Here is a 16,772-nt window from a genome sequence, read left to right as displayed (position 1 = left end):
TCCGATGCTCGCCACCACCCGCCGCACCCTGTTGGGCGGCCTTGCCGCGCTGCCGCTGCTGCCAGGGATCGCCCGCGCGGCGGGGGCGGGGACGATCACGCGGCTCGATCCCGAGCTGGATGCCCTGCTCGACGTCGAGTCGCCGCTCGAGGTGATTGCCAGCGGCATCCAATGGGCCGAGGGGCCGGTATGGATCCGCGACGGCGCGGTGACCGGCGGCGCATCGGGCGGGGCGAGCGCGTTCGATCGCAGCTATCTGCTCTTCTCCGATGTGCCGGCGAACATCGCCTATCGCTGGGACGGCAAGGAGACCAAGCCGTTCCTCGTGCCCTCGGGGCTCGCCGGGCCGATCCCCAAGGGCGTGCGCGAGGCAGGATCGAACGGCATGATCCAGGGGCGCAAGGGCGAACTGCTGATCGCGGACAGCGGGACCCGCGCGATCGCGGCGGTGGACCTGGAGACCAAGGAAAAGACGATCCTTGCCGGCAAATATGACGGCAAGCGGTTCAACAGCTGCAACGACCTGGTCCAGGCGAAGAACGGCGCGATTTACTTCACCGATCCGCCCTATGGCTTCACCGAGGGCGACCAGTCGCCGCTGAAGGAGCTGCCGTTCAACGGCGTGTACCGGCTCGACACCAACGGCACGGTGCATCTGATCGAATCGAAGCTCACCCGGCCCAACGGCATCGGCCTCTCGCCCGACCAGCGGACGCTCTACGTCTCGGTGTCGGACGATGCCGCGCCCTACACCTGGGCCTATTCGCTGGGCGAGGATGGTCTGGCGACGGGCCGGGAGATCTTCCTCGATCACCGCGCCGGCACCGCGGCGGGGCTCCAGGGCCATGCCGACGGGATGAAGGTGGCGGCGAGCGGGCATCTCTATGCCAGCGGGCCCGGCGGCATCCATGTCGTGGCGCCGGACGGGCGGCGGCTGGGGCTGATCTCGACGGGCAAGAAGGCGGCGAATTGCTGCTTCGGCGAGGATGGCAAGACGCTGTTCATCACTTCCAGCGACGAGGTGTTCCGCCTCCGCCTGCGCGCCTCCGGCTGGTAAGCGGCGACCGCCCGGCGTAGAGCCGGGGCGATGTCGCAAGCCGAAGCCATCCCCGCCGCCACCGTGATCGTGATGCGCGAGGTGGCGGGCGGGCCGCCCGAGCTGCTGATGGTCGAGCGCTCGCGGGCGATGGCGTTCGCGGGCGGCGCGCTGGTGTTTCCCGGCGGCCGGATCGATCCCGGCGATCATCTGCTGACCGACTGCCATGACGATGCCGCGGCCCGAGTCGCGGCGATCCGCGAGACGATCGAGGAGGCGGGGCTGGCGCTGGGGCTCCGCTGTGCCCCTGGTACGCTGGCAACGATCCGCGCCGCGCTCCATGCCGGTGAACCCTTTGCGCAACTGCTGACGGAGGCCGGGCTGGCGCTGGATCTGGACGCGCTGGTGCCCTTCGCCCGCTGGCTCCCCTACGGCCTGCCGCACCGGGTGTTCGACACCCGCTTTTATCTCGCCCGCGCGCCCGAGGGGGTCGCGCCGGAGGTCGACGGCAGCGAGAATGTCCGGCTGTGCTGGATCACCGCGCAGGGCGCGCTGGACCTGGCCGATCGTGGCGAGGCGATGGTGATCTATCCCACCCGGCGCAATCTGGAACGGCTGGCGCTGTTCGACGGTTTCGATTCGGCCATGGCCCAGGCCCGCCGCTTTCCGATCGAGCCGATCACCCCCTTCGTCGAGTCGCGGGGCGGCGTCGACTGGCTGTGCATCCCGGAGGGGCTCGGCTATCCCGTCACGGCCGAGCGGATGGACCGCGCGGTGCGGGCGTGAAGGCGCTCAAGCAGACGGTATGGGTGCTGCTCGTCTTCGCGCTGATCGCGGGCGGGGCGCTGCTCCTGCTAATGTGGACGCGCAGCCGGCCGCAGGATGTGCCGTGGACTGCGCTCGACCTGTCGCAGCCGATCGGCGCCTTCACCGGGCGCAAGCTGGCAGGCTTGGGGAGCGATGACGGGCAATGCCGGGCGCTGCTCTCCCAGGCAGGCGTGCGCTACGAGAAGCTGGCACCGGTGCAGCGGCAGGGCGAATGCGGCTATGCGAACGGCGTGCGCTTCACCAGCGGCGGATCGCGGACGATTGCTTTCAGCCCGGCCTCGCTCGGCGCCGCCTGCCCGGTGGCGGCGGGGCTGGCGCTGTGGGAGTGGAACATCGTCCAGCCCGAGGCGCAGAAGCATTTCGGCGCGCGCGTCGTGCGGATCGAGCATTTCGGCAGCTATTCGTGCCGCCGCATGTATGGCCGCACCACCGGCGACTGGAGCGAGCACGCCAAGGCGAATGCGGTCGACATCGCGGCCTTCGTCCTCGCCGACGGGCGGCGGGTGAGCGTGCTGGGTGACTGGAAGGGGGAAGGCGACAAGCCTGCCTTCCTGCGTGCGGTGCGCGACGGCGCCTGCCGGCTGTTCGCGACGGTGCTGTCGCCCGACTATAATGCCGCCCACCGCGACCACCTCCATCTCGACCAGGCTGCACGCGGCGAGATGGGGTGGCGGGCGTGTCGCTAGCCGATCAGTTCGGCAGGGCGTTGGTGTCGATCTTCTCGACCCATTGCGGGAAGAAGCTCGGCTGGCGGTTCGACCAGCCCGAGGCGGTCGCCGCGGCTTCGCTGATCGACTGGAGCAGCTTGCGGCGCAGGTCCGGGTGGAGGTGCGGCAGCGCCGAGGCCGAGCAGAAGGCCGCCGGCAGCCACGGCCGCACTTCCGCGCCGAGCAGCCGCTCGTAGAGGAAGCGATAGGAGGAGAAGCTGGTCAGCCGGCCCTGGCCGAGGTCGAACGCCGAGAGCGTCACCAGCGGTGCCATGAACGGCTCGATCCCGCCCAGGTCGCTGTCGCTCGGCATCATTGCGCGGATGTCCTTGAGGCGCTCGTAGATGCGCGCCTGGGCGCGGATGCTGGCGGCTTCGACCACGTCGCGCGACCAGCGCGAAAGCGCGTCGTCGCGCTCCAGGCCCACGTCGAGCGACCGGCGCACATAGCGCTGGGTGCCGGCGGCAAAGCCCGCGAATTCCTTCATTTCTGCCAGCGTCATCGCACCTTCGGCCGGTTTTGCTCGTGCAGCCATCGTAACGTCTCCCGCTCGGGTTCCTTCTGCCCGGTAGAGAGGATCATGCTCCGCACTGGTTAACGCAGAGCTTAATGACCCCCTCCGTATCCCCACGAGCATTGGACCCTAAAATGTGCTGCGACGCAACATTGGTTTGCGACGAAGCGATGACGCTAAGGGAACTTCCTTAGGCTTCTGAATTCACGCCGTATTTTCCCTTATGGTCTCGCCCGTATCTCAGATTGGGCAATCGGTTGCGCACCGCGCGGCACGATGGGTTTTCGGGCCGGTTCCGCCGTTCAGAAACCGTTCAGCGCACCTCGTCGGCGCATTCCAACGGTTCGTCGGATCGGCGCGCCGCAGGGGTATACGGCCGTCCTATAGTTTGGCTAGCAACCCTCAACCACTTCCTTTCCTGACCGGGGGGTCCAAAGATGTTCACTCGTTTCGCAGCGCGTTTTGCGCTGATGGCGGCGTGCGCCCTGATGACTGTCGTTCCGGCTCAGGCGAAGGGCACCTTCTGGCAGTGCGTTACCTTCGCGCGCCAGGCCTCGGGCGTCGAGCTCCGCGGCAATGCCTGGACCTGGTGGGACCAGGCCGCCGGCCGCTACGAGCGCGGCGAGACCCCCAAGGTCGGCGCGGTGATGTCGTTCCGGCGTACCGCCCGCATGCCGATGGGCCATGTCGCGATGGTCTCGCAGGTCGTCAGCCCGCGCGAAGTCCTGCTCACCCACGCCAACTGGTCGACCCCCGGCGCCGTCGAGCACGATGTCCGCGCGGTGGACGTTTCGGCCGCCGGCGACTGGAGCGAAGTGCGCGTGTGGTATGGCCGCATCGGCAGCCTCGGCCTCTCGGCCTATCCGGTGAACGGCTTCATCTATCCGGACGCGGCGCCGGCGAGCGACTGGGCCAATGTCCAGGTCGCGGCGCTCAGCCTGCCGACGCTGACCCAGATCGCCTCCAACTGATCAGGCGCGCGGGGTGAAGCGCAGCGCCACCCCGTTCATGCAATAGCGTTTGCCGGTCGGCTTCGGCCCGTCGTCGAAGACATGGCCGAGATGGCCGCCGCAGCGGCGGCACAGCACTTCGGTGCGCGCCATGCCCAGGCTGCGATCGCTCCGCGTCACCACCGCATTCGCCAGCGGCTGATAGAAGCTCGGCCAGCCGGTGCCGCTGTCGAACTTGGTGGCGGAATCGAACAAGGGCAACGCGCAGCCCGCACAGCCGAACACGCCCTTGCGATGCTCCTTGTTGAGCGGGCTGGTGAAGGGATATTCGGTCCCGCCGTTGCGCAGCACGTTATAGGCCGCCGGGCCCAGCCTCTTCTTCCATTCGGCGTCGGTCAGCTTGAACGGAAAGTCGGGGAGCGGTGCGGCAGGCGCGGTGCTGCAGGCGAACAGCGGCAGGGCGATGGCGCCCGCCCCGGCGGCGGCGAGCAACTGGCGGCGATCGATCGGCATGGCGAACCTCTTGGGATGATGGTCTCGATATAGGTTCGGTGCGCGCGGCCGAAAGGTTGCAGCGCCTTCGGCATTTTCTTCCCGCCGCCAGACTGCGGCAGGTCGCATGGTGAAGGATTGATTTCCCGGGGTTGCTGTCACAAGGCTGCAAAGCTTTTGTCACAGGGGGTGTGGGGAGCTTGTTCGGCGGGGCGCCGGACGGGCTGGTTCGCCGGGAGTCGTTTCGAATGCCATCTATCGCCAAGTCGCCGAAGAACGATGCGGTCCGGGGTGCGGTGCACCGCCACGAGCATCTTTCCAAGGAAGGCATCCTCGAGCGCGCCTTCACCTTCGCCTTCCGGGGTCTGGTCTATGCCCAGATCTGGGAAGATCCCGTGATCGACATGGAAGCGCTGCAGATCACCCCCGAAAGCCACATCGTCACGATCGCGTCGGGCGGCTGCAACGTCTTCTCCTATCTGACGGCGAACCCCGCCAAGATCACCGCAGTGGACCTCAATCCGGCGCATATCGCGCTCAACAAGCTCAAGCAGCAGGCGGTGCTGCGGCTGCCGGACTATGAGTCGTTCCACCGCTTCTTCGGCCTGGCCAACCGGCCCGAGAATATCGACGCCTACAAGACGTACCTGCGCGGTGCGCTCGACGAGAGCTCGCGCGCCTATTGGGACGGCCGCGCGCCCAACGGCGTGCGCCGGATCAACGGCTTCAAGACCGGCTTCTACCGCCAGGGCCTGCTCGGCCGGCTCATCGGCTTCGTCCACTGGCTGGGGCATCGCTACGGCATCGATCCCAAGGAGATCCTGCAGGCGAAGACCATCGAGGAGCAGCGCCACATCTTCGAGACGCGCTTCGCGCCGTTCTTCGACAAGAAGCTGCTGCGCTGGATGGTCGACCAGCCCGCCGCCCTGTTCGGCTTCGGCATCCCGCCGGCGCAGTACGACCTCCTCAAGGTCGACGACCAGGAAGGCATCACCGGCGCGCTGCGCAGCCGCCTGCGCAAGCTTGCCTGCGACTTCGACCTGAAGGACAATTTCTACGCCTGGCAGGCATTCGGCCGCGGCTATGGCGAGCATGAGGGCGCGCCGCTGCCGCCCTATCTCGAGCGCAAGAATTACGAGCTGGTCCGCGACCGCGCCGACCGCGTCGAGATCCGCCACACCAACTATGCCGATTATCTCGAGTCGATGCCGGCGCAGTCGCTCGATCGCTACATCCTGCTCGACGCGCAGGACTGGATGACCGACGAGCAGCTGACCCGCATCTGGACCGAGATCACCCGCACGGCCAAGCCCGGCGCGCGCGTGCTCTATCGTACGGCCGCAGTGCCGGACGTGGTCCGCGGCCATATCCCCGACGAACTGATGAACCAGTGGGAATATGAGGACCAGGCCAAGCTCGACGACTGGACCCGCCGCGACCGCTCGTCGGTGTACGGCGCGACCCATGTCTGGACGCTGAAGCCGCACGCATGAGCGGGCATGCCGGGGCGGCCGATCAGAAGGGGCTGATGGATGCGACCTATGCGCTCCATCGCCACTTCTACGATCTCACGCGCAAGTTCTATCTGCTCGGCCGCGACCGGCTGATCCGCGAGCTGGCGCCGCCGCCGGGCGGCACCGTGCTGGAGGTCGGCTGCGGGACGGCGCGCAACCTGATCGTCGCCGCCAAGCGCTGGCCGAACGCCCGCTTTCACGGCTTCGACATCAGCGAGGCGATGCTGGACACCGCGCGCAAGTCGGTGGCGAAGCACGGCCTCAGCGACAAGATCACGCTGGCGCAGGGCGATGCCGGGGCGTTCGACGTGAGCACGCTGTTCGGGCTTAACCAAGTCGACCGCGTGTTCATGAGCTATACGCTGTCGATGATCCCGCCCTGGAAGGAAGCGATCGCGCTGGGCGCCAAGGCGCTCGCGCCGGGCGGCAGCCTGCACATCGTCGATTTCGGCCAGTATGAACGTCTGCCCGGCTTCGCCAAGCGCTTCCACTTCAAGGAGCTCAACGCCTTCCACGTCTATCCCCGCGCCGATCTGCGCGCGGTGGTGGAAGCGATCGCCGCCGAGCAGGGGCTGACGGCATCGTTCCGCCCCGCGCTGCGCGGCTATACCTGGAGCGCGGGGCTCACGCGACCGGCCTGACGCTGGTCTGCGGGGTGGTTCGATGATATCTCTTGCATCATGAACCACCCCTTCCGACTGGCGGAGCTTCAGGAACCGCGCGTTGCCTTCACGGCCGCCGATTTCGAGCGAATGCTGAAGCTGGGTGCGTTTGCGGACATGCGCGCCGAGCTGGTGGGGGGAGCGCTCGTAAAGATGATGCCGGCACTGCCAGGGCATGGCGAGCGGAACGCCACGCTTGTCTTGCGGCTGCACGCAACGACCAATGGGCAGCCGCTCGCGATCGCTACCGATCTTGCGATACGGATCGACGATCTCACCGCGCGGGCGGCCGACATCGCCGTTTATTCGGATACATTGCCAGCAGACGCGGTGCCGGATGGTGCAGACGTCCTGCTGGTCGTTGAGATCGCCGACACCACGCTCGCCCGTGACCTGGGCGAGAAGGTCGCGGATTATGGCAGGGCCGGCGTCCCCCATTATTGGGTCGTCGACGCTGCGGCGCGGGTGGTGCATGTCATGGCGTCCCCCAAGGCCGATGGCGGCTATGCCGACCGCCAGGTTGTGCGCTTTGGCGATCCCGTCCCGGTGCCTTGGTCTGACGTTCCCGTTATCCTCGACTGACGGCGACTACGCCGCCAGTCGCAGCTCCAGCCGGCCCCAGATCTCGACCAGCGCATCCACCAGTTCGCGCATCATCGCCTCGTCGTGCGACGGGCCGGGCGTGAAGCGCAGGCGCTCGGTGCCGCGCGGCACTGTGGGGTAGTTGATCGGCTGGACGTACACGCCGTATTCGGCGAGCAGCACGTCGCTGATCTTCTTGGCCTTGACCGGATCGCCCACCATCAGCGGCACGATGTGGGTGGTGGAAGGGAGCACCGGCAGGCCGGCATCGTGCATCAGCTGCTTGAGCATCGCGGCGGCGGCCTGCTGGCCCTCGCGCTCGATGCTGGAGGCCTTCAGGTGGCGCACGCTCGCCAGCGCGCCGGCGACCAGCACCGGCGACAGCGACGTGGTGAAGATGAAGCCCGGCGCATAGCTGCGGATCACGTCGATGATCACCTGGTCGGCGGCGATATAGCCGCCCATCACGCCGAACGCCTTGCCCAGCGTGCCCTCGATGATCGTCAGCCGATCGGCGAGGCCTTCGCGATCCGAGATGCCGCCGCCGCGCGGGCCGTACATGCCGACGGCATGGACCTCGTCGAGATAGGTAAGGGCATTGTACTTGTCGGCCAGGTCGCAGATTTCGGCGATCGGCGCGATGTCGGCGTCCATCGAATAGACGCTCTCGAACGCGATCAGCTTCGGCACCGAGGGATCGTCGGCGGCGAGCAGTTCCTCGAGATGCGCGACGTCGTTGTGGCGCCACACGCGCTTCTCGCAGCCCGAATTGCGGATCCCGGCGATCATCGAGGCGTGGTTGAGCTCGTCCGAATAGATGATGCAGCCCGGCATCACCTTGGCGAGCGTGGCCAGCGTCGCCTCGTTCGAGACATAGCCCGAGGTGAACAGCAGCGCGTTTTCCTTGCCGTGCAGATCGGCCAGCTCGCGCTCGAGATCGATGTGGTAATGCGTGTTGCCGCCGATGTTGCGGGTGCCGCCCGAACCGGCGCCGACATCGTGCAGCGCCTCTTCCATCGCCGCGATCACCTTGGGGTGCTGGCCCATCGCCAGATAGTCGTTCGAGCACCACACCGTGATCGGCTTCGGCCCGTTATGCCCGGCGAAGCAGCGCGCATTGGGGAACATCCCCTTGTTGCGCAGGATGTCGATGAAGACCCGGTAGCGCCCCTCGGCATGGAGGCGGTCGATGGCCTGGGTGAAGACCCGCGTGTAATCGATCGCGGGTGCGGAGGCGTCTTGGCGCTGCATGGACGTGATCTCTACGCCTTAATTTCCAGCAATTCTAGCACGTGAACTACCGTATAGGTTTGGGATTGCTCCCGGGGCAGGACCGACCGGTCTCCGCTCGCTCCATGGGCGAGATGTGGCGCAGGTGCGTCCTGCCGCCCAATGAAGATTTTCGCCCTCAGTGATCGACTCTTGCGCAAGATCAGGGATGTGAAGCTTCGCTTGTGGTAAACAAGGCGTATCGCGGACGACTCGGGGCAACCGCATGTCCGCGGCCGAGAGACGTTCGGTCTCCCTAGGCACTGGAGAGCGGCCCATGGCGAAGAACGACATCGAATATTTTGAACGACGCGCGCGGCAGGAGCGCGAGCGCGCGGGCAAGTGCGACGACAGCAGCGCGCGACGCGCGCACGAGGAGATGGCGGATCGCTACACCGCCAAGATCGCAGTGCGCGATCCGCAGGCCGTGCTCGGCGACTTCGCCTGAGCCTTACAGCGTCTCGATTCGGCTGAGCCCATAGCGGGCGAGCGTCGGCGCAAGCGCATCGGCGCGCTGATCGCGCGCGGTGAACACGGCGCGACCGGGAGGCAGATCGGCGGGCCAGCTCTGCGCGCGGGTGAGGTACGCGACTCGGCGTGCGATGCCGGGACCCCCGTCGACGAACTGCACGCCTTCCGGCGCAACGGCCCGCATCTCTGGCTCCAGCAGCGGAAAATGCGTGCAGGCATTGACGATCACGTCGATGCGGTCGCCACCCGGTTGGTGGAACAGGCCGTCGAGTTCGTTGGCGATCACCTCCGGCGCGATCGTCTCGCCCGCCAGCTTGGCCTCGGCCAGCTCGACCAGCGCGGCCGAGCCGTGGCGCAGCACGGTGCAGTCCCCGGCGAAGCGCGCGGCGAGATCGTCGACATAGGGCTGGCGCACCGTCGCCGCGGTGCCGAGCACGCCGATGGTGCGGGTGCGGCTGGTCTCCGCCGCCGGCTTGATCGCGGGCACGGTGCCGACGATCGGCAGGTCGAGCGCGGCGCGGACATGCTGGAGCGCGATCGTCGAGGCGGTGTTGCAGGCGATCACGATCAGCCGCGGGTCGTAGCGCTCCGCCAGCCGCCCGAGCAGCGCCGGCACGCGCGCGGCGATCTCCGCCTCGCTCTTGGTGCCATAGGGAAAGCCCGCCGAATCGGCGACATAGACCAAAGGCGCCTGGGGCAGCAGCGCGGTGGTGGGTCCGAGCACCGACAAGCCGCCGACACCGGAATCGAAGAACAGCACGGGACGACGATCGGCCATGCCCCCGCCATGGCCGACGCGCGACGCCAGCGTCAACCTGGGCCCTGCCTGCACGCTGATGCAAATCATTGCGTTCGGGTAAGGGATGCGGCTACACGGAAGAACGAAAGGGGGCCGCATTGCCCACGGAAGTTCCATGGATGGCCCCGGCCGGGGCCCTGTTGCTCGGTTATCTGCTCGGTTCGATCCCATTCGGGGTGCTGCTCACGCGCGCCGCGGGGGCGGGGGACCTGCGCCAGATCGGATCGGGCAATATCGGCGCGACCAACGTGCTGCGTACCGGCCGCAAGGGTCTCGCGGCGGCGACGCTGCTGCTCGACATGGCCAAGGGCGCGGTGGCGGTGCTGCTCGCCGCCGCCTTCCTGCCCGGCACGGCGGTGCTGGCGGCGACGGCGGCGTTCCTCGGCCATTGCTACCCCGTCTGGCTCAAGTTCCGCGGCGGCAAGGGCGTGGCGACGCTGATGGGCGTGGTGCTCGCGCTCTACTGGCCCTCCGGCCTCGTCTATGCGGCGGTGTGGCTCGGCCTGCTGGCGACGGTGCGGATCTCCTCGGTATCGGGCATGGCGGCAGCGGTCAGCGCGCCGGTGAGCGCGGCCTTTTTCGGCCGGCTCGACCTGGTGCTGATGCTGCTCGCGCTCGCGCTGATCGTGCTGTGGAAGCATCGCGAGAATATCGACCGGCTGCTCAGCGGCGCCGAACCCAGGGTCGGCAGCAAGCGTGGCTGACGGGCGGGAGCCGCGGCTGAGGCTGCTGCGCTCCGCCAATGTCGGTCCCGTCACCTATGCCCAGCTGATCGCCCGCTTCGGCACCGCCGAGGCGGCGCTCGATGCGCTGCCGATGCTCGCCGCGCGCGGCGGCGGGCGGGCGCCGCAGATCGCCGATGCCGGCGCGGTGCGGCGCGAGATCGCCGCGGTCGAGCGGCTCGGTGCCCGCTACCTGTTCCTTGACGACCCTGCCTATCCGCCGCTGCTCGCCGAGCTGGACAATGCGCCGCCAGCACTGATCCTGCGCGGCAACATGGCGCTGCTGGAGCGGCCCTCCGTCGCAATGGTCGGCGCGCGCAACGCCTCGGCGGCGGCGTGTCGCTTCGCCCGCCAGCTCGCCATCGGGCTGGTCGAGCAGGGCGCCACGGTGGTTTCCGGCCTGGCGCGGGGCATCGACACCGCCGCGCACCAGGGCGCGCTCGCCGGCGGCACGGTGGGGGTGATCGCCAGCGGCATCGACATCGTCTTCCCGCCCGAAAATGCCGAGCTGCAGGAGCGGGTCGCGCGCCAGGGCCTGCTTGTCACCGAACAGCCGCCGGGCACCGAGCCGCTGGCGCGCTTCTTCCCCGCGCGCAACCGCATCATCGCCGGGCTGTCGCTCGGCACGGTGGTGGTGGAGGCGGCGCCGCGCTCGGGCAGCCTGATTACCGCGCGAATCGCGGCCGAGGCGGGGCGCGAGGTGATGGCGGTGCCGGGCTCGCCGCTCGATCCGCGCGCACAGGGGTGCAATCTGCTGATCCGCGAGGGCGCGATCCTGGTGCAGTCGGCGGACGACATCTGGGAGCAGGTGCGTCCGATCGACTCGCGCGTGGTGCGGTCGCCCGGCGACCGCTTCGGCGCGGCGCCCCCGGAAGACGCCAGCGATGCCGATCGCCGGCGCGTGACCGGGCTGCTCGGCCCGGTGCCGGTGGGGGTGGACGAACTGATCCGCCAGTCGGGCTGCGCGCCCGCGGTGGTGCAGACGGTGCTGCTCGAGCTCGAACTGGCAGGCCGGCTCGATCGCCACGCCGGCGCGCGCGTGTCCTTGCGCTAGCCGCTCAGCGCAGTCCGAACGCCTGAAGGTAGTAGGCGCCGATGCCGTCGCCGATCAGCAGCTGCCCGGGCCCCAGCCGCCCGACCAGATAGGCGGCGCCGACCAGCAGCGAGGCGAGGACCGAGACCGTCGCCAGTGCCCCCGTCCAGCGCGGACCGATCGTGGCGCCGCCGCGGCCGGCCAGGATCAGCCCCGAAAAGGCGAGGAACTCGAACAGCGGGTAGAAGTCGAGCCGGTAGCGGAAGTTCATGCTCACCGCGCACAGCATCAGCCCGGCGGGGATGGCGAGGCCGAGCGCGACCGCGATGCCCCGGGCGCGGTCGGCGCTTGCATGGCGGGCCCAGCCGAGGATCGCGAGCGCCCCCAGCACCAGCAGCAGCGGATCGGTCAGCAGGAAGCTGCTCGGCGGCAGCTCGGCGGCGTCGATCCATTTGCTGCGGGTGGCCTCCAGCAACAGCTGCCCGTCGGCGCCGCGCAGCACCCAGATCGGCGCGAAATAATAGACCAGTCCGAACGGCACCCGCTGGAGGTTGAACAGCCCCTGTTCGGCCATCCGCACCATCCGGTCCGGATACCAGGCGTTGTAGTTGTAATGGTGGTAGTCGGCGAAGGTGAAGGGATTGCCCCAGCGCCCGATATTCACCCCGGCGGTAACCAGCCCGAACAGCGCCAGCAGCAACACCGGCAGCCCGGCAGCGGCAAGCCAGCCGCGCAGATCCGCGCGGCGCCGCACCGCCTCGACCAGCAGCACGCCGCCGAACGCCGCGACCAGCCCGATGCCGAGCGATACGCGGGTCAGCATCGCCAGCCCGGCGGTGAGCGCCATCATCAGCAGCGCCCCGCGCCCCAGCCCGCGCAGCTGCGCATGGATCGCGGCGGCGACGAACAGCGCGCCCCACAGCGCCGCCCACAGGCACACTTCCTGGTAGAGGCTGAACCGCAGGAAGCAGGTCTGCGCGCCCGCGAGCACCAGCACCACCGCCATCGCCCGGCCCAGCCAGGCGGGCAGGCCGGGCAGTTCGCGCCGGATCAGCCGCAGCGTCCACAGCTTGGTCGCGATCATGCCGGCCAGCGCGACGAGGCACGAGCCGATGGTGAAATCGAGCATGTGCCAGCCGGGAAACACCATCATCGGCAGCCGCAGCAGCGCAGGCAGCGGCCCCCAATAGGCCATGACCTGGCCGTGGAGGGTGAACCCCTCGCGGCCCACCGTCCCCGGATAGACGTCGAACCGGCCGCGCAGCAGATGGTCGAGCATCGAGTTGAACGTCAGTTCCAACGGATGCACCTCGCGCGGGATCAGCGCGATCGCATAGGTGCCGAGGATCGCGACCAGCGCGAGCCCGGCGATGCGGAGGAGGCGAGGGGCTGCCGTCATCGCGGCGCCTTTGCCCGCGGATGCGGGTGGCCGCAAGCGTCGGAAGTTGGATCGATCCCGCCGAGGCCACTGGCAAGTCGCGGTCCGCGTCCTACATGCCGCCGGCAAGATCCTCCGAGGAGACACCAGCATGGCCGACGCCCCCGATCCCGCGAACAACCTTCCCGCCGGCTATGTCCCGCCCCAGGTGTGGGAATGGGCGCCGGGCAATGGCGGCAAGTTCGCCAACATCAACCGGCCGACGTCGGGCGCGACGCACGAGAAGGAACTGCCGGTCGGCAAGCACCCGATCCAGCTCTACTCGCTCGGCACCCCCAACGGGCAGAAGGTGACGATCCTGCTCGAGGAACTGCTCGCCGCCGGGCACGCAGGCGCCGAGTATGACGCGTGGAAGATCAACATCGGCGAAGGCGACCAGTTCGGCAGCGGCTTCGTCGCGATCAACCCCAATTCGAAGATCCCGGCAATGGTCGATCACTCGCTCAGCCCCGCGCTGCCGATTTTCGAGAGCGGCGCGATGATGATCCACTTGGCCGAGAAATTCGGCGCCTTCCTGCCGACCGATACGGCCAAGCGCGCGCAGACGCTGAGCTGGCTGATGTGGCAGATGGGCTCGGCACCGTTCCTCGGCGGCGGCTTCGGCCATTTCTTCGCCTATGCGCCGATCAAGATCCAATATGCGATCGATCGCTACGCCATGGAGGCCAAGCGCCAGCTGCACGTGCTCGACACGCATCTGGCGAACAGTCGCTACATGGTGGGCGACGAATACACGATCGCCGACATGGCGATCTTCCCCTGGTACGGCGCGGTGGTGCGCGGCGAGACCTATGCCGGCGCCGACGTGTTCCTGAACGCCCAGGAGTATCCGAATGTCCTGCGCTGGGCCGCCGAGATCGCGACACGCGAGCCGGTGCGGCGCGGGCGGCTGGTCAATCGCGGTACCGGGCCCGAGGACCAGCGCGTCCCCGAGCGCCACGACGCCAACGACATCGACGTCGTGCTGGAGCGCATGCGGGCCACCGCCTGAAGCGACCGCTCCCCTCCCCCCAGCGGGAGGGGAGAGCAGGCTTGACGCGCCGCAGCGTCGCCCCCCACCTTACACGCGTACACGTAGGGATCGGTCTAACCACTTCATGCAGCTTGTCATCGTCGAGTCGCCCGCCAAGGCGAAAACCATCGAGAAGTATCTCGGCAAGGACTATCGCGTCCTCGCCAGCTATGGCCATGTCCGCGATCTGCCGGCGCGCGACGGGTCGGTGAACCCCGACGACTCGTTCGCGATGGAGTGGGAGACCTATGCCGACAAGTCGAAGCAGCTGAAGGCGATCGCCGACGAGGCGAAGAAGGCGGACCGCCTGATCCTCGCGACCGACCCCGATCGCGAAGGGGAGGCGATCAGCTGGCACGTGCAGGAAGTGCTGCGCAACAAGAAGGCGCTCCCCAAGGAGGTCGAGCGCGTCACCTTCAACGCGATCACCAAGCCGGCGATCCTCGAGGCGATGCAGCGCCCCCGCGAGCTGGATACCGATCTGATCGACGCCTATCGCGCCCGCCGCGCGCTCGATTATCTCGTCGGCTTCACGCTTTCGCCGGTGCTGTGGCGCAAGCTGCCGGGCGCCAAGTCGGCGGGCCGCGTCCAGTCGGTCGCGCTGCGGCTGATCGTCGGGCGCGAGCGCGAGATCGAAAGCTTCGTCGCGCAGGAATATTGGTCGGTCATCGCCGAGATGGAATCGGACGGCACCCCGTTCCAGGCCCGTCTCGTCAAGTGGAAGGGCGAGAAGCTCGACCGGCTCTCGATCGGCGACCAGGGCAGCGCCGAGGCCGCCAAGAAGGCGGTCGAGGAAGGCCGTTTCACCGTCGTCGCGGTCGAGACCAAGCCGGCGATGCGCAATCCGCCGCCGCCGTTCACGACGTCCACGCTGCAGCAGGAAGCCGCGCGCAAGCTCGGCTTCTCGGCCAGCCACACGATGCGGATCGCGCAGGCGCTCTACGAGGACGGCGCCATCACCTATATGCGTACCGACGGCGTCCAGATGGACCCCTCGGCGATCCAGGCGGCGCGCAAGGCGGTGGTCGATCGCTATGACGGCAGCTACGTGCCGGACAAGCCGCGCCAGTACCAGACCAAGGCGAAGAACGCCCAGGAAGCGCATGAGGCGATCCGCCCGACCGACTTCAGCAAGGATCGCGCGGGCTCGGGCGACCATGCCCGCCTGTACGACCTGATCTGGAAGCGCGCGCTCGCCAGCCAGATGGCTTCCGCGAGGATGGAGCGCACGACGGTCGACCTGGCGGACGGCACCGGCCAGCACGGGCTGCGCGCCACCGGCCAGGTGGTGCTCTTCCCCGGCTATCTCGCGCTCTACGAAGAGGGCAAGGACGACGAGGGCGACGAGGACAGCCGCCGCCTGCCGCGCATGTCCGAAGGCGCGTCGCCCGCCAAGAAGGCGGTCAACGCCGAGCAGCACTTCACCCAGCCGCCGCCGCGCTTCTCCGAAGCCTCGCTGGTCAAGCGGCTGGAGGAGCTCGGCATCGGCCGGCCTTCCACCTATGCCTCGATCATCCAGGTGCTCAAGGACCGCGCCTATGTGCGGGTGGAGAAGAACCGCTTCTTCGCCGAGGAGAGCGGCCGCCTGCTGACCGCGTTCCTCGAGCGCTTCTTCGAGAAGTACGTCTCGTTCGACTTCACCGCCGAGCTGGAGGAAGAGCTGGACGACGTCTCGGGCGGCCGCGCCGCCTGGCAGGCGGTGCTGGAGGCCTTCTGGCGCGACTTCAAGCCGCGCACCACCGAGGTGATGGAGCAGAAGCCCTCTGACATCACCGCGGCGCTCGACCAGTTCCTCGAGCCCTATCTGTTCCCCGCCAAGGCGGACGGCAGCGATCCGCGGCTGTGCCCGAATTGCGGCGTCGGCAAGCTTGCCTTGCGTGGCGGCCGGTTCGGCGCGTTCGTGGCGTGCTCCAACTATCCCGAGTGCAAATATACCCGTCGCTTCGGCCAGCCGGGTGGCGAGGGGAGCGAGGACACCGGGCCGGAAGTGCTGGGCCAGGACCCCGAGACGGGGCTCAATGTCGAGCGCAAGTCCGGGCGGTTCGGGCCCTATATCCAGCTCGGCGAGGGCAAGGATGCGGCGCGCGCCTCGATCCCGAAGGACATCGATCTCGACCTCGACTGGGCGCTCAAGCTGCTCAAGCTGCCGCGCACCATCGGCAACCATCCGGAGACGGGCAATCCGATCACCGCCTCGATCGGCCGCTATGGGCCCTATCTGGCGCATGACGGGAAGTACGCCCGGCTCCAGTCGACCGCCGAGGTGTTCGAGACCGGCATGAACGCGGCGGTGGTCAAGCTGGCCGAGGCGGCGGCGGGCGGTGGCAGGCCTGCGCGGGGGGCGGCGCGCGAGCCGCTCAAGGTGTTCGGCAAGCATCCGCGCACCGATGCCGAGATCAAGCTGATGGAAGGCCGCTACGGCCCCTATCTCACCGACGGCGAGACCAACGCCACGCTGCCCAAGACGATCGACAAGGACGCGCTGACCCTGGAAGAAGCCGCCCAGCTGATCGACGCCAAGGCGGCGCAGGGGCCGGCGAAGGGCAAGGCGAAGAAGAAGGCCCCGGCCAAGAAGGCGGCGGCGAAGAAGCCGGCGGCCAAGGCTGCGGCGAAGAAGCCGGCGGCCAAGGCTGCGGCGAAGAAGCCGGCCACGAAGAAGGCGCCGGCGAAGAAGAAGGCGGCGGAGTAAGGGGCGGCCTGTTAGCCGTCATCCCGACGAAAGTCGGGATCCATTCGCCACGAC

17 protein-coding genes are annotated in these 16,772 nt (G+C 68.4%); 12 read left to right on the top strand and 5 right to left on the bottom strand.

Features of this window, described 5'->3' with window-relative positions; all coding sequences use genetic code 11:
• Nucleotides 1–4: 4 nt before the first annotated feature.
• From CA234_RS04010 to CA234_RS04000, 3 genes are read left to right on the top strand one after another with little or no spacing between them, the layout of a single operon-like run.
• Nucleotides 5–1,057, top strand: a complete 1,053-nt coding sequence (locus CA234_RS04010; protein ID WP_126000969.1) for an SMP-30/gluconolactonase/LRE family protein — start codon at nucleotides 5–7, stop codon at nucleotides 1,055–1,057.
• A 30-nt stretch (nucleotides 1,058–1,087) separates the two neighbouring features.
• Complete coding sequence (locus CA234_RS04005; protein WP_126000968.1) at nucleotides 1,088–1,822, top strand: NUDIX domain-containing protein; 735 nt, start codon at nucleotides 1,088–1,090, stop codon at nucleotides 1,820–1,822.
• A 41-nt stretch (nucleotides 1,823–1,863) separates the two neighbouring features.
• The gene (locus CA234_RS04000; RefSeq protein ID WP_241213237.1) at nucleotides 1,864–2,550 is read left to right on the top strand and encodes an extensin family protein; all 687 of its coding nucleotides are present in this window, start codon (nucleotides 1,864–1,866) and stop codon (nucleotides 2,548–2,550) included.
• Nucleotides 2,551–2,554: 4 nt separating this feature from the next.
• Here the strand turns inward: CA234_RS04000 and CA234_RS03995 are convergent, their stop codons facing one another.
• Complete coding sequence (locus CA234_RS03995) at nucleotides 2,555–3,106, bottom strand: hypothetical protein (protein WP_125972211.1); 552 nt, start codon at nucleotides 3,104–3,106, stop codon at nucleotides 2,555–2,557.
• A gap of 467 nt (nucleotides 3,107–3,573) precedes the next feature.
• On the opposite strand from CA234_RS03995, the gene CA234_RS03990 reads away from it, so the two are divergent.
• Complete coding sequence (locus CA234_RS03990; RefSeq protein ID WP_241213227.1) at nucleotides 3,574–4,056, top strand: CHAP domain-containing protein; 483 nt, start codon at nucleotides 3,574–3,576, stop codon at nucleotides 4,054–4,056.
• On the opposite strand, the gene msrB is transcribed toward CA234_RS03990, so the two are convergent.
• The gene (gene msrB, locus CA234_RS03985) at nucleotides 4,057–4,548 is read right to left on the bottom strand and encodes a peptide-methionine (R)-S-oxide reductase MsrB (protein WP_125972216.1); all 492 of its coding nucleotides are present in this window, start codon (nucleotides 4,546–4,548) and stop codon (nucleotides 4,057–4,059) included. It abuts the gene before it with no gap.
• A 227-nt stretch (nucleotides 4,549–4,775) separates the two neighbouring features.
• Here msrB and CA234_RS03980 point away from each other — a divergent pair, with 227 nt between their 5' ends.
• Genes CA234_RS03980 through CA234_RS03970 form a run of 3 tightly spaced genes read left to right on the top strand, consistent with a single transcriptional unit; the run spans nucleotide 4,776 to nucleotide 7,285 of the window.
• Nucleotides 4,776–6,020, top strand: a complete 1,245-nt coding sequence (locus CA234_RS03980; RefSeq protein WP_126000966.1) for a DUF3419 family protein — start codon at nucleotides 4,776–4,778, stop codon at nucleotides 6,018–6,020.
• Nucleotides 6,017–6,682 carry a class I SAM-dependent methyltransferase gene (locus tag CA234_RS03975; protein ID WP_125972220.1) on the top strand — a complete coding sequence of 222 codons (666 nt, stop codon included), beginning with the start codon at nucleotides 6,017–6,019 and terminating at the stop codon, nucleotides 6,680–6,682. The genes CA234_RS03980 and CA234_RS03975 overlap by 4 nt, the downstream gene beginning before the upstream one ends.
• A gap of 39 nt (nucleotides 6,683–6,721) precedes the next feature.
• Nucleotides 6,722–7,285: a Uma2 family endonuclease gene (locus tag CA234_RS03970; RefSeq protein WP_126000965.1), complete on the top strand. Its 564-nt coding sequence runs from the start codon at nucleotides 6,722–6,724 to the stop codon at nucleotides 7,283–7,285.
• A 6-nt stretch (nucleotides 7,286–7,291) separates the two neighbouring features.
• Here CA234_RS03970 and hemA read toward each other — a convergent pair whose 3' ends face one another.
• Nucleotides 7,292–8,536: a 5-aminolevulinate synthase gene (gene hemA / locus CA234_RS03965; RefSeq protein ID WP_126000964.1), complete on the bottom strand. Its 1,245-nt coding sequence runs from the start codon at nucleotides 8,534–8,536 to the stop codon at nucleotides 7,292–7,294.
• 295 nt (nucleotides 8,537–8,831) lie between these two features.
• Here hemA and CA234_RS24240 point away from each other — a divergent pair, with 295 nt between their 5' ends.
• Entirely contained in the window at nucleotides 8,832–9,002 is a 171-nt protein-coding gene (locus CA234_RS24240) for a hypothetical protein (protein WP_164521706.1), read from the top strand.
• A 3-nt stretch (nucleotides 9,003–9,005) separates the two neighbouring features.
• On the opposite strand, the gene murI is transcribed toward CA234_RS24240, so the two are convergent.
• A complete protein-coding gene (murI, locus tag CA234_RS03960) occupies nucleotides 9,006–9,803 on the bottom strand; it encodes a glutamate racemase (RefSeq protein ID WP_125972226.1) in 798 nt (265 codons plus the stop codon).
• A 140-nt stretch (nucleotides 9,804–9,943) separates the two neighbouring features.
• On the opposite strand from murI, the gene plsY reads away from it, so the two are divergent.
• Both plsY and dprA read left to right on the top strand, forming a co-directional pair.
• Nucleotides 9,944–10,528 carry a glycerol-3-phosphate 1-O-acyltransferase PlsY gene (gene plsY / locus CA234_RS03955; protein WP_125972228.1) on the top strand — a complete coding sequence of 195 codons (585 nt, stop codon included), beginning with the start codon at nucleotides 9,944–9,946 and terminating at the stop codon, nucleotides 10,526–10,528.
• Nucleotides 10,521–11,600: a DNA-processing protein DprA gene (dprA, locus tag CA234_RS03950; RefSeq protein WP_126000963.1), complete on the top strand. Its 1,080-nt coding sequence runs from the start codon at nucleotides 10,521–10,523 to the stop codon at nucleotides 11,598–11,600. The genes plsY and dprA overlap by 8 nt, the downstream gene beginning before the upstream one ends.
• A gap of 4 nt (nucleotides 11,601–11,604) precedes the next feature.
• On the opposite strand, the gene CA234_RS03945 is transcribed toward dprA, so the two are convergent.
• Nucleotides 11,605–12,978, bottom strand: a complete 1,374-nt coding sequence (locus CA234_RS03945; RefSeq protein WP_126000962.1) for a hypothetical protein — start codon at nucleotides 12,976–12,978, stop codon at nucleotides 11,605–11,607.
• A gap of 130 nt (nucleotides 12,979–13,108) precedes the next feature.
• On the opposite strand from CA234_RS03945, the gene yghU reads away from it, so the two are divergent.
• Nucleotides 13,109–14,008: a glutathione-dependent disulfide-bond oxidoreductase gene (gene yghU, locus CA234_RS03940; RefSeq protein WP_126000961.1), complete on the top strand. Its 900-nt coding sequence runs from the start codon at nucleotides 13,109–13,111 to the stop codon at nucleotides 14,006–14,008.
• Between the two features lie 106 nt (nucleotides 14,009–14,114).
• Complete coding sequence (topA, locus tag CA234_RS03935) at nucleotides 14,115–16,718, top strand: type I DNA topoisomerase (protein WP_126000960.1); 2,604 nt, start codon at nucleotides 14,115–14,117, stop codon at nucleotides 16,716–16,718.
• Nucleotides 16,719–16,772: the final 54 nt, after the last annotated feature.

Origin of the sequence: Sphingomonas sp. ABOLE (genome assembly GCF_003950455.1) — a bacterium.
In the GTDB taxonomy this organism is placed as follows: Bacteria; Pseudomonadota; Alphaproteobacteria; order Sphingomonadales; family Sphingomonadaceae; genus Sphingomonas; species Sphingomonas trueperi.
Note: the sequence above shows the minus strand (reverse complement) of the source record. Positions and strands in the feature narration are given on the sequence as shown.

Excerpts from the sequence above, each read along its gene's own strand:
- CA234_RS04010 (WP_126000969.1), top strand. The coding sequence starts at position 5 with ATGCTCGCCACCACCCGCCGCACCCTGTTGGGCGGCCTTGCCGCGCTG.
- CA234_RS04005 (WP_126000968.1), top strand. The coding sequence starts at position 1,088 with ATGTCGCAAGCCGAAGCCATCCCCGCCGCCACCGTGATCGTGATGCGC.
- CA234_RS03995 (WP_125972211.1), bottom strand. The coding sequence starts at position 3,106 with ATGGCTGCACGAGCAAAACCGGCCGAAGGTGCGATGACGCTGGCAGAA.
- CA234_RS03990 (WP_241213227.1), top strand. The coding sequence starts at position 3,574 with ATGACTGTCGTTCCGGCTCAGGCGAAGGGCACCTTCTGGCAGTGCGTT.
- msrB (WP_125972216.1), bottom strand. The coding sequence starts at position 4,548 with ATGCCGATCGATCGCCGCCAGTTGCTCGCCGCCGCCGGGGCGGGCGCC.
- CA234_RS03980 (WP_126000966.1), top strand. The coding sequence starts at position 4,776 with ATGCCATCTATCGCCAAGTCGCCGAAGAACGATGCGGTCCGGGGTGCG.
- CA234_RS03975 (WP_125972220.1), top strand. The coding sequence starts at position 6,017 with ATGAGCGGGCATGCCGGGGCGGCCGATCAGAAGGGGCTGATGGATGCG.
- CA234_RS03970 (WP_126000965.1), top strand. The coding sequence starts at position 6,722 with ATGAACCACCCCTTCCGACTGGCGGAGCTTCAGGAACCGCGCGTTGCC.
- hemA (WP_126000964.1), bottom strand. The coding sequence starts at position 8,536 with ATGCAGCGCCAAGACGCCTCCGCACCCGCGATCGATTACACGCGGGTC.
- CA234_RS24240 (WP_164521706.1), top strand. The coding sequence starts at position 8,832 with ATGGCGAAGAACGACATCGAATATTTTGAACGACGCGCGCGGCAGGAG.
- murI (WP_125972226.1), bottom strand. The coding sequence starts at position 9,803 with ATGGCCGATCGTCGTCCCGTGCTGTTCTTCGATTCCGGTGTCGGCGGC.
- plsY (WP_125972228.1), top strand. The coding sequence starts at position 9,944 with ATGGCCCCGGCCGGGGCCCTGTTGCTCGGTTATCTGCTCGGTTCGATC.
- CA234_RS03945 (WP_126000962.1), bottom strand. The coding sequence starts at position 12,978 with ATGACGGCAGCCCCTCGCCTCCTCCGCATCGCCGGGCTCGCGCTGGTC.
- yghU (WP_126000961.1), top strand. The coding sequence starts at position 13,109 with ATGGCCGACGCCCCCGATCCCGCGAACAACCTTCCCGCCGGCTATGTC.
- topA (WP_126000960.1), top strand. The coding sequence starts at position 14,115 with ATGCAGCTTGTCATCGTCGAGTCGCCCGCCAAGGCGAAAACCATCGAG.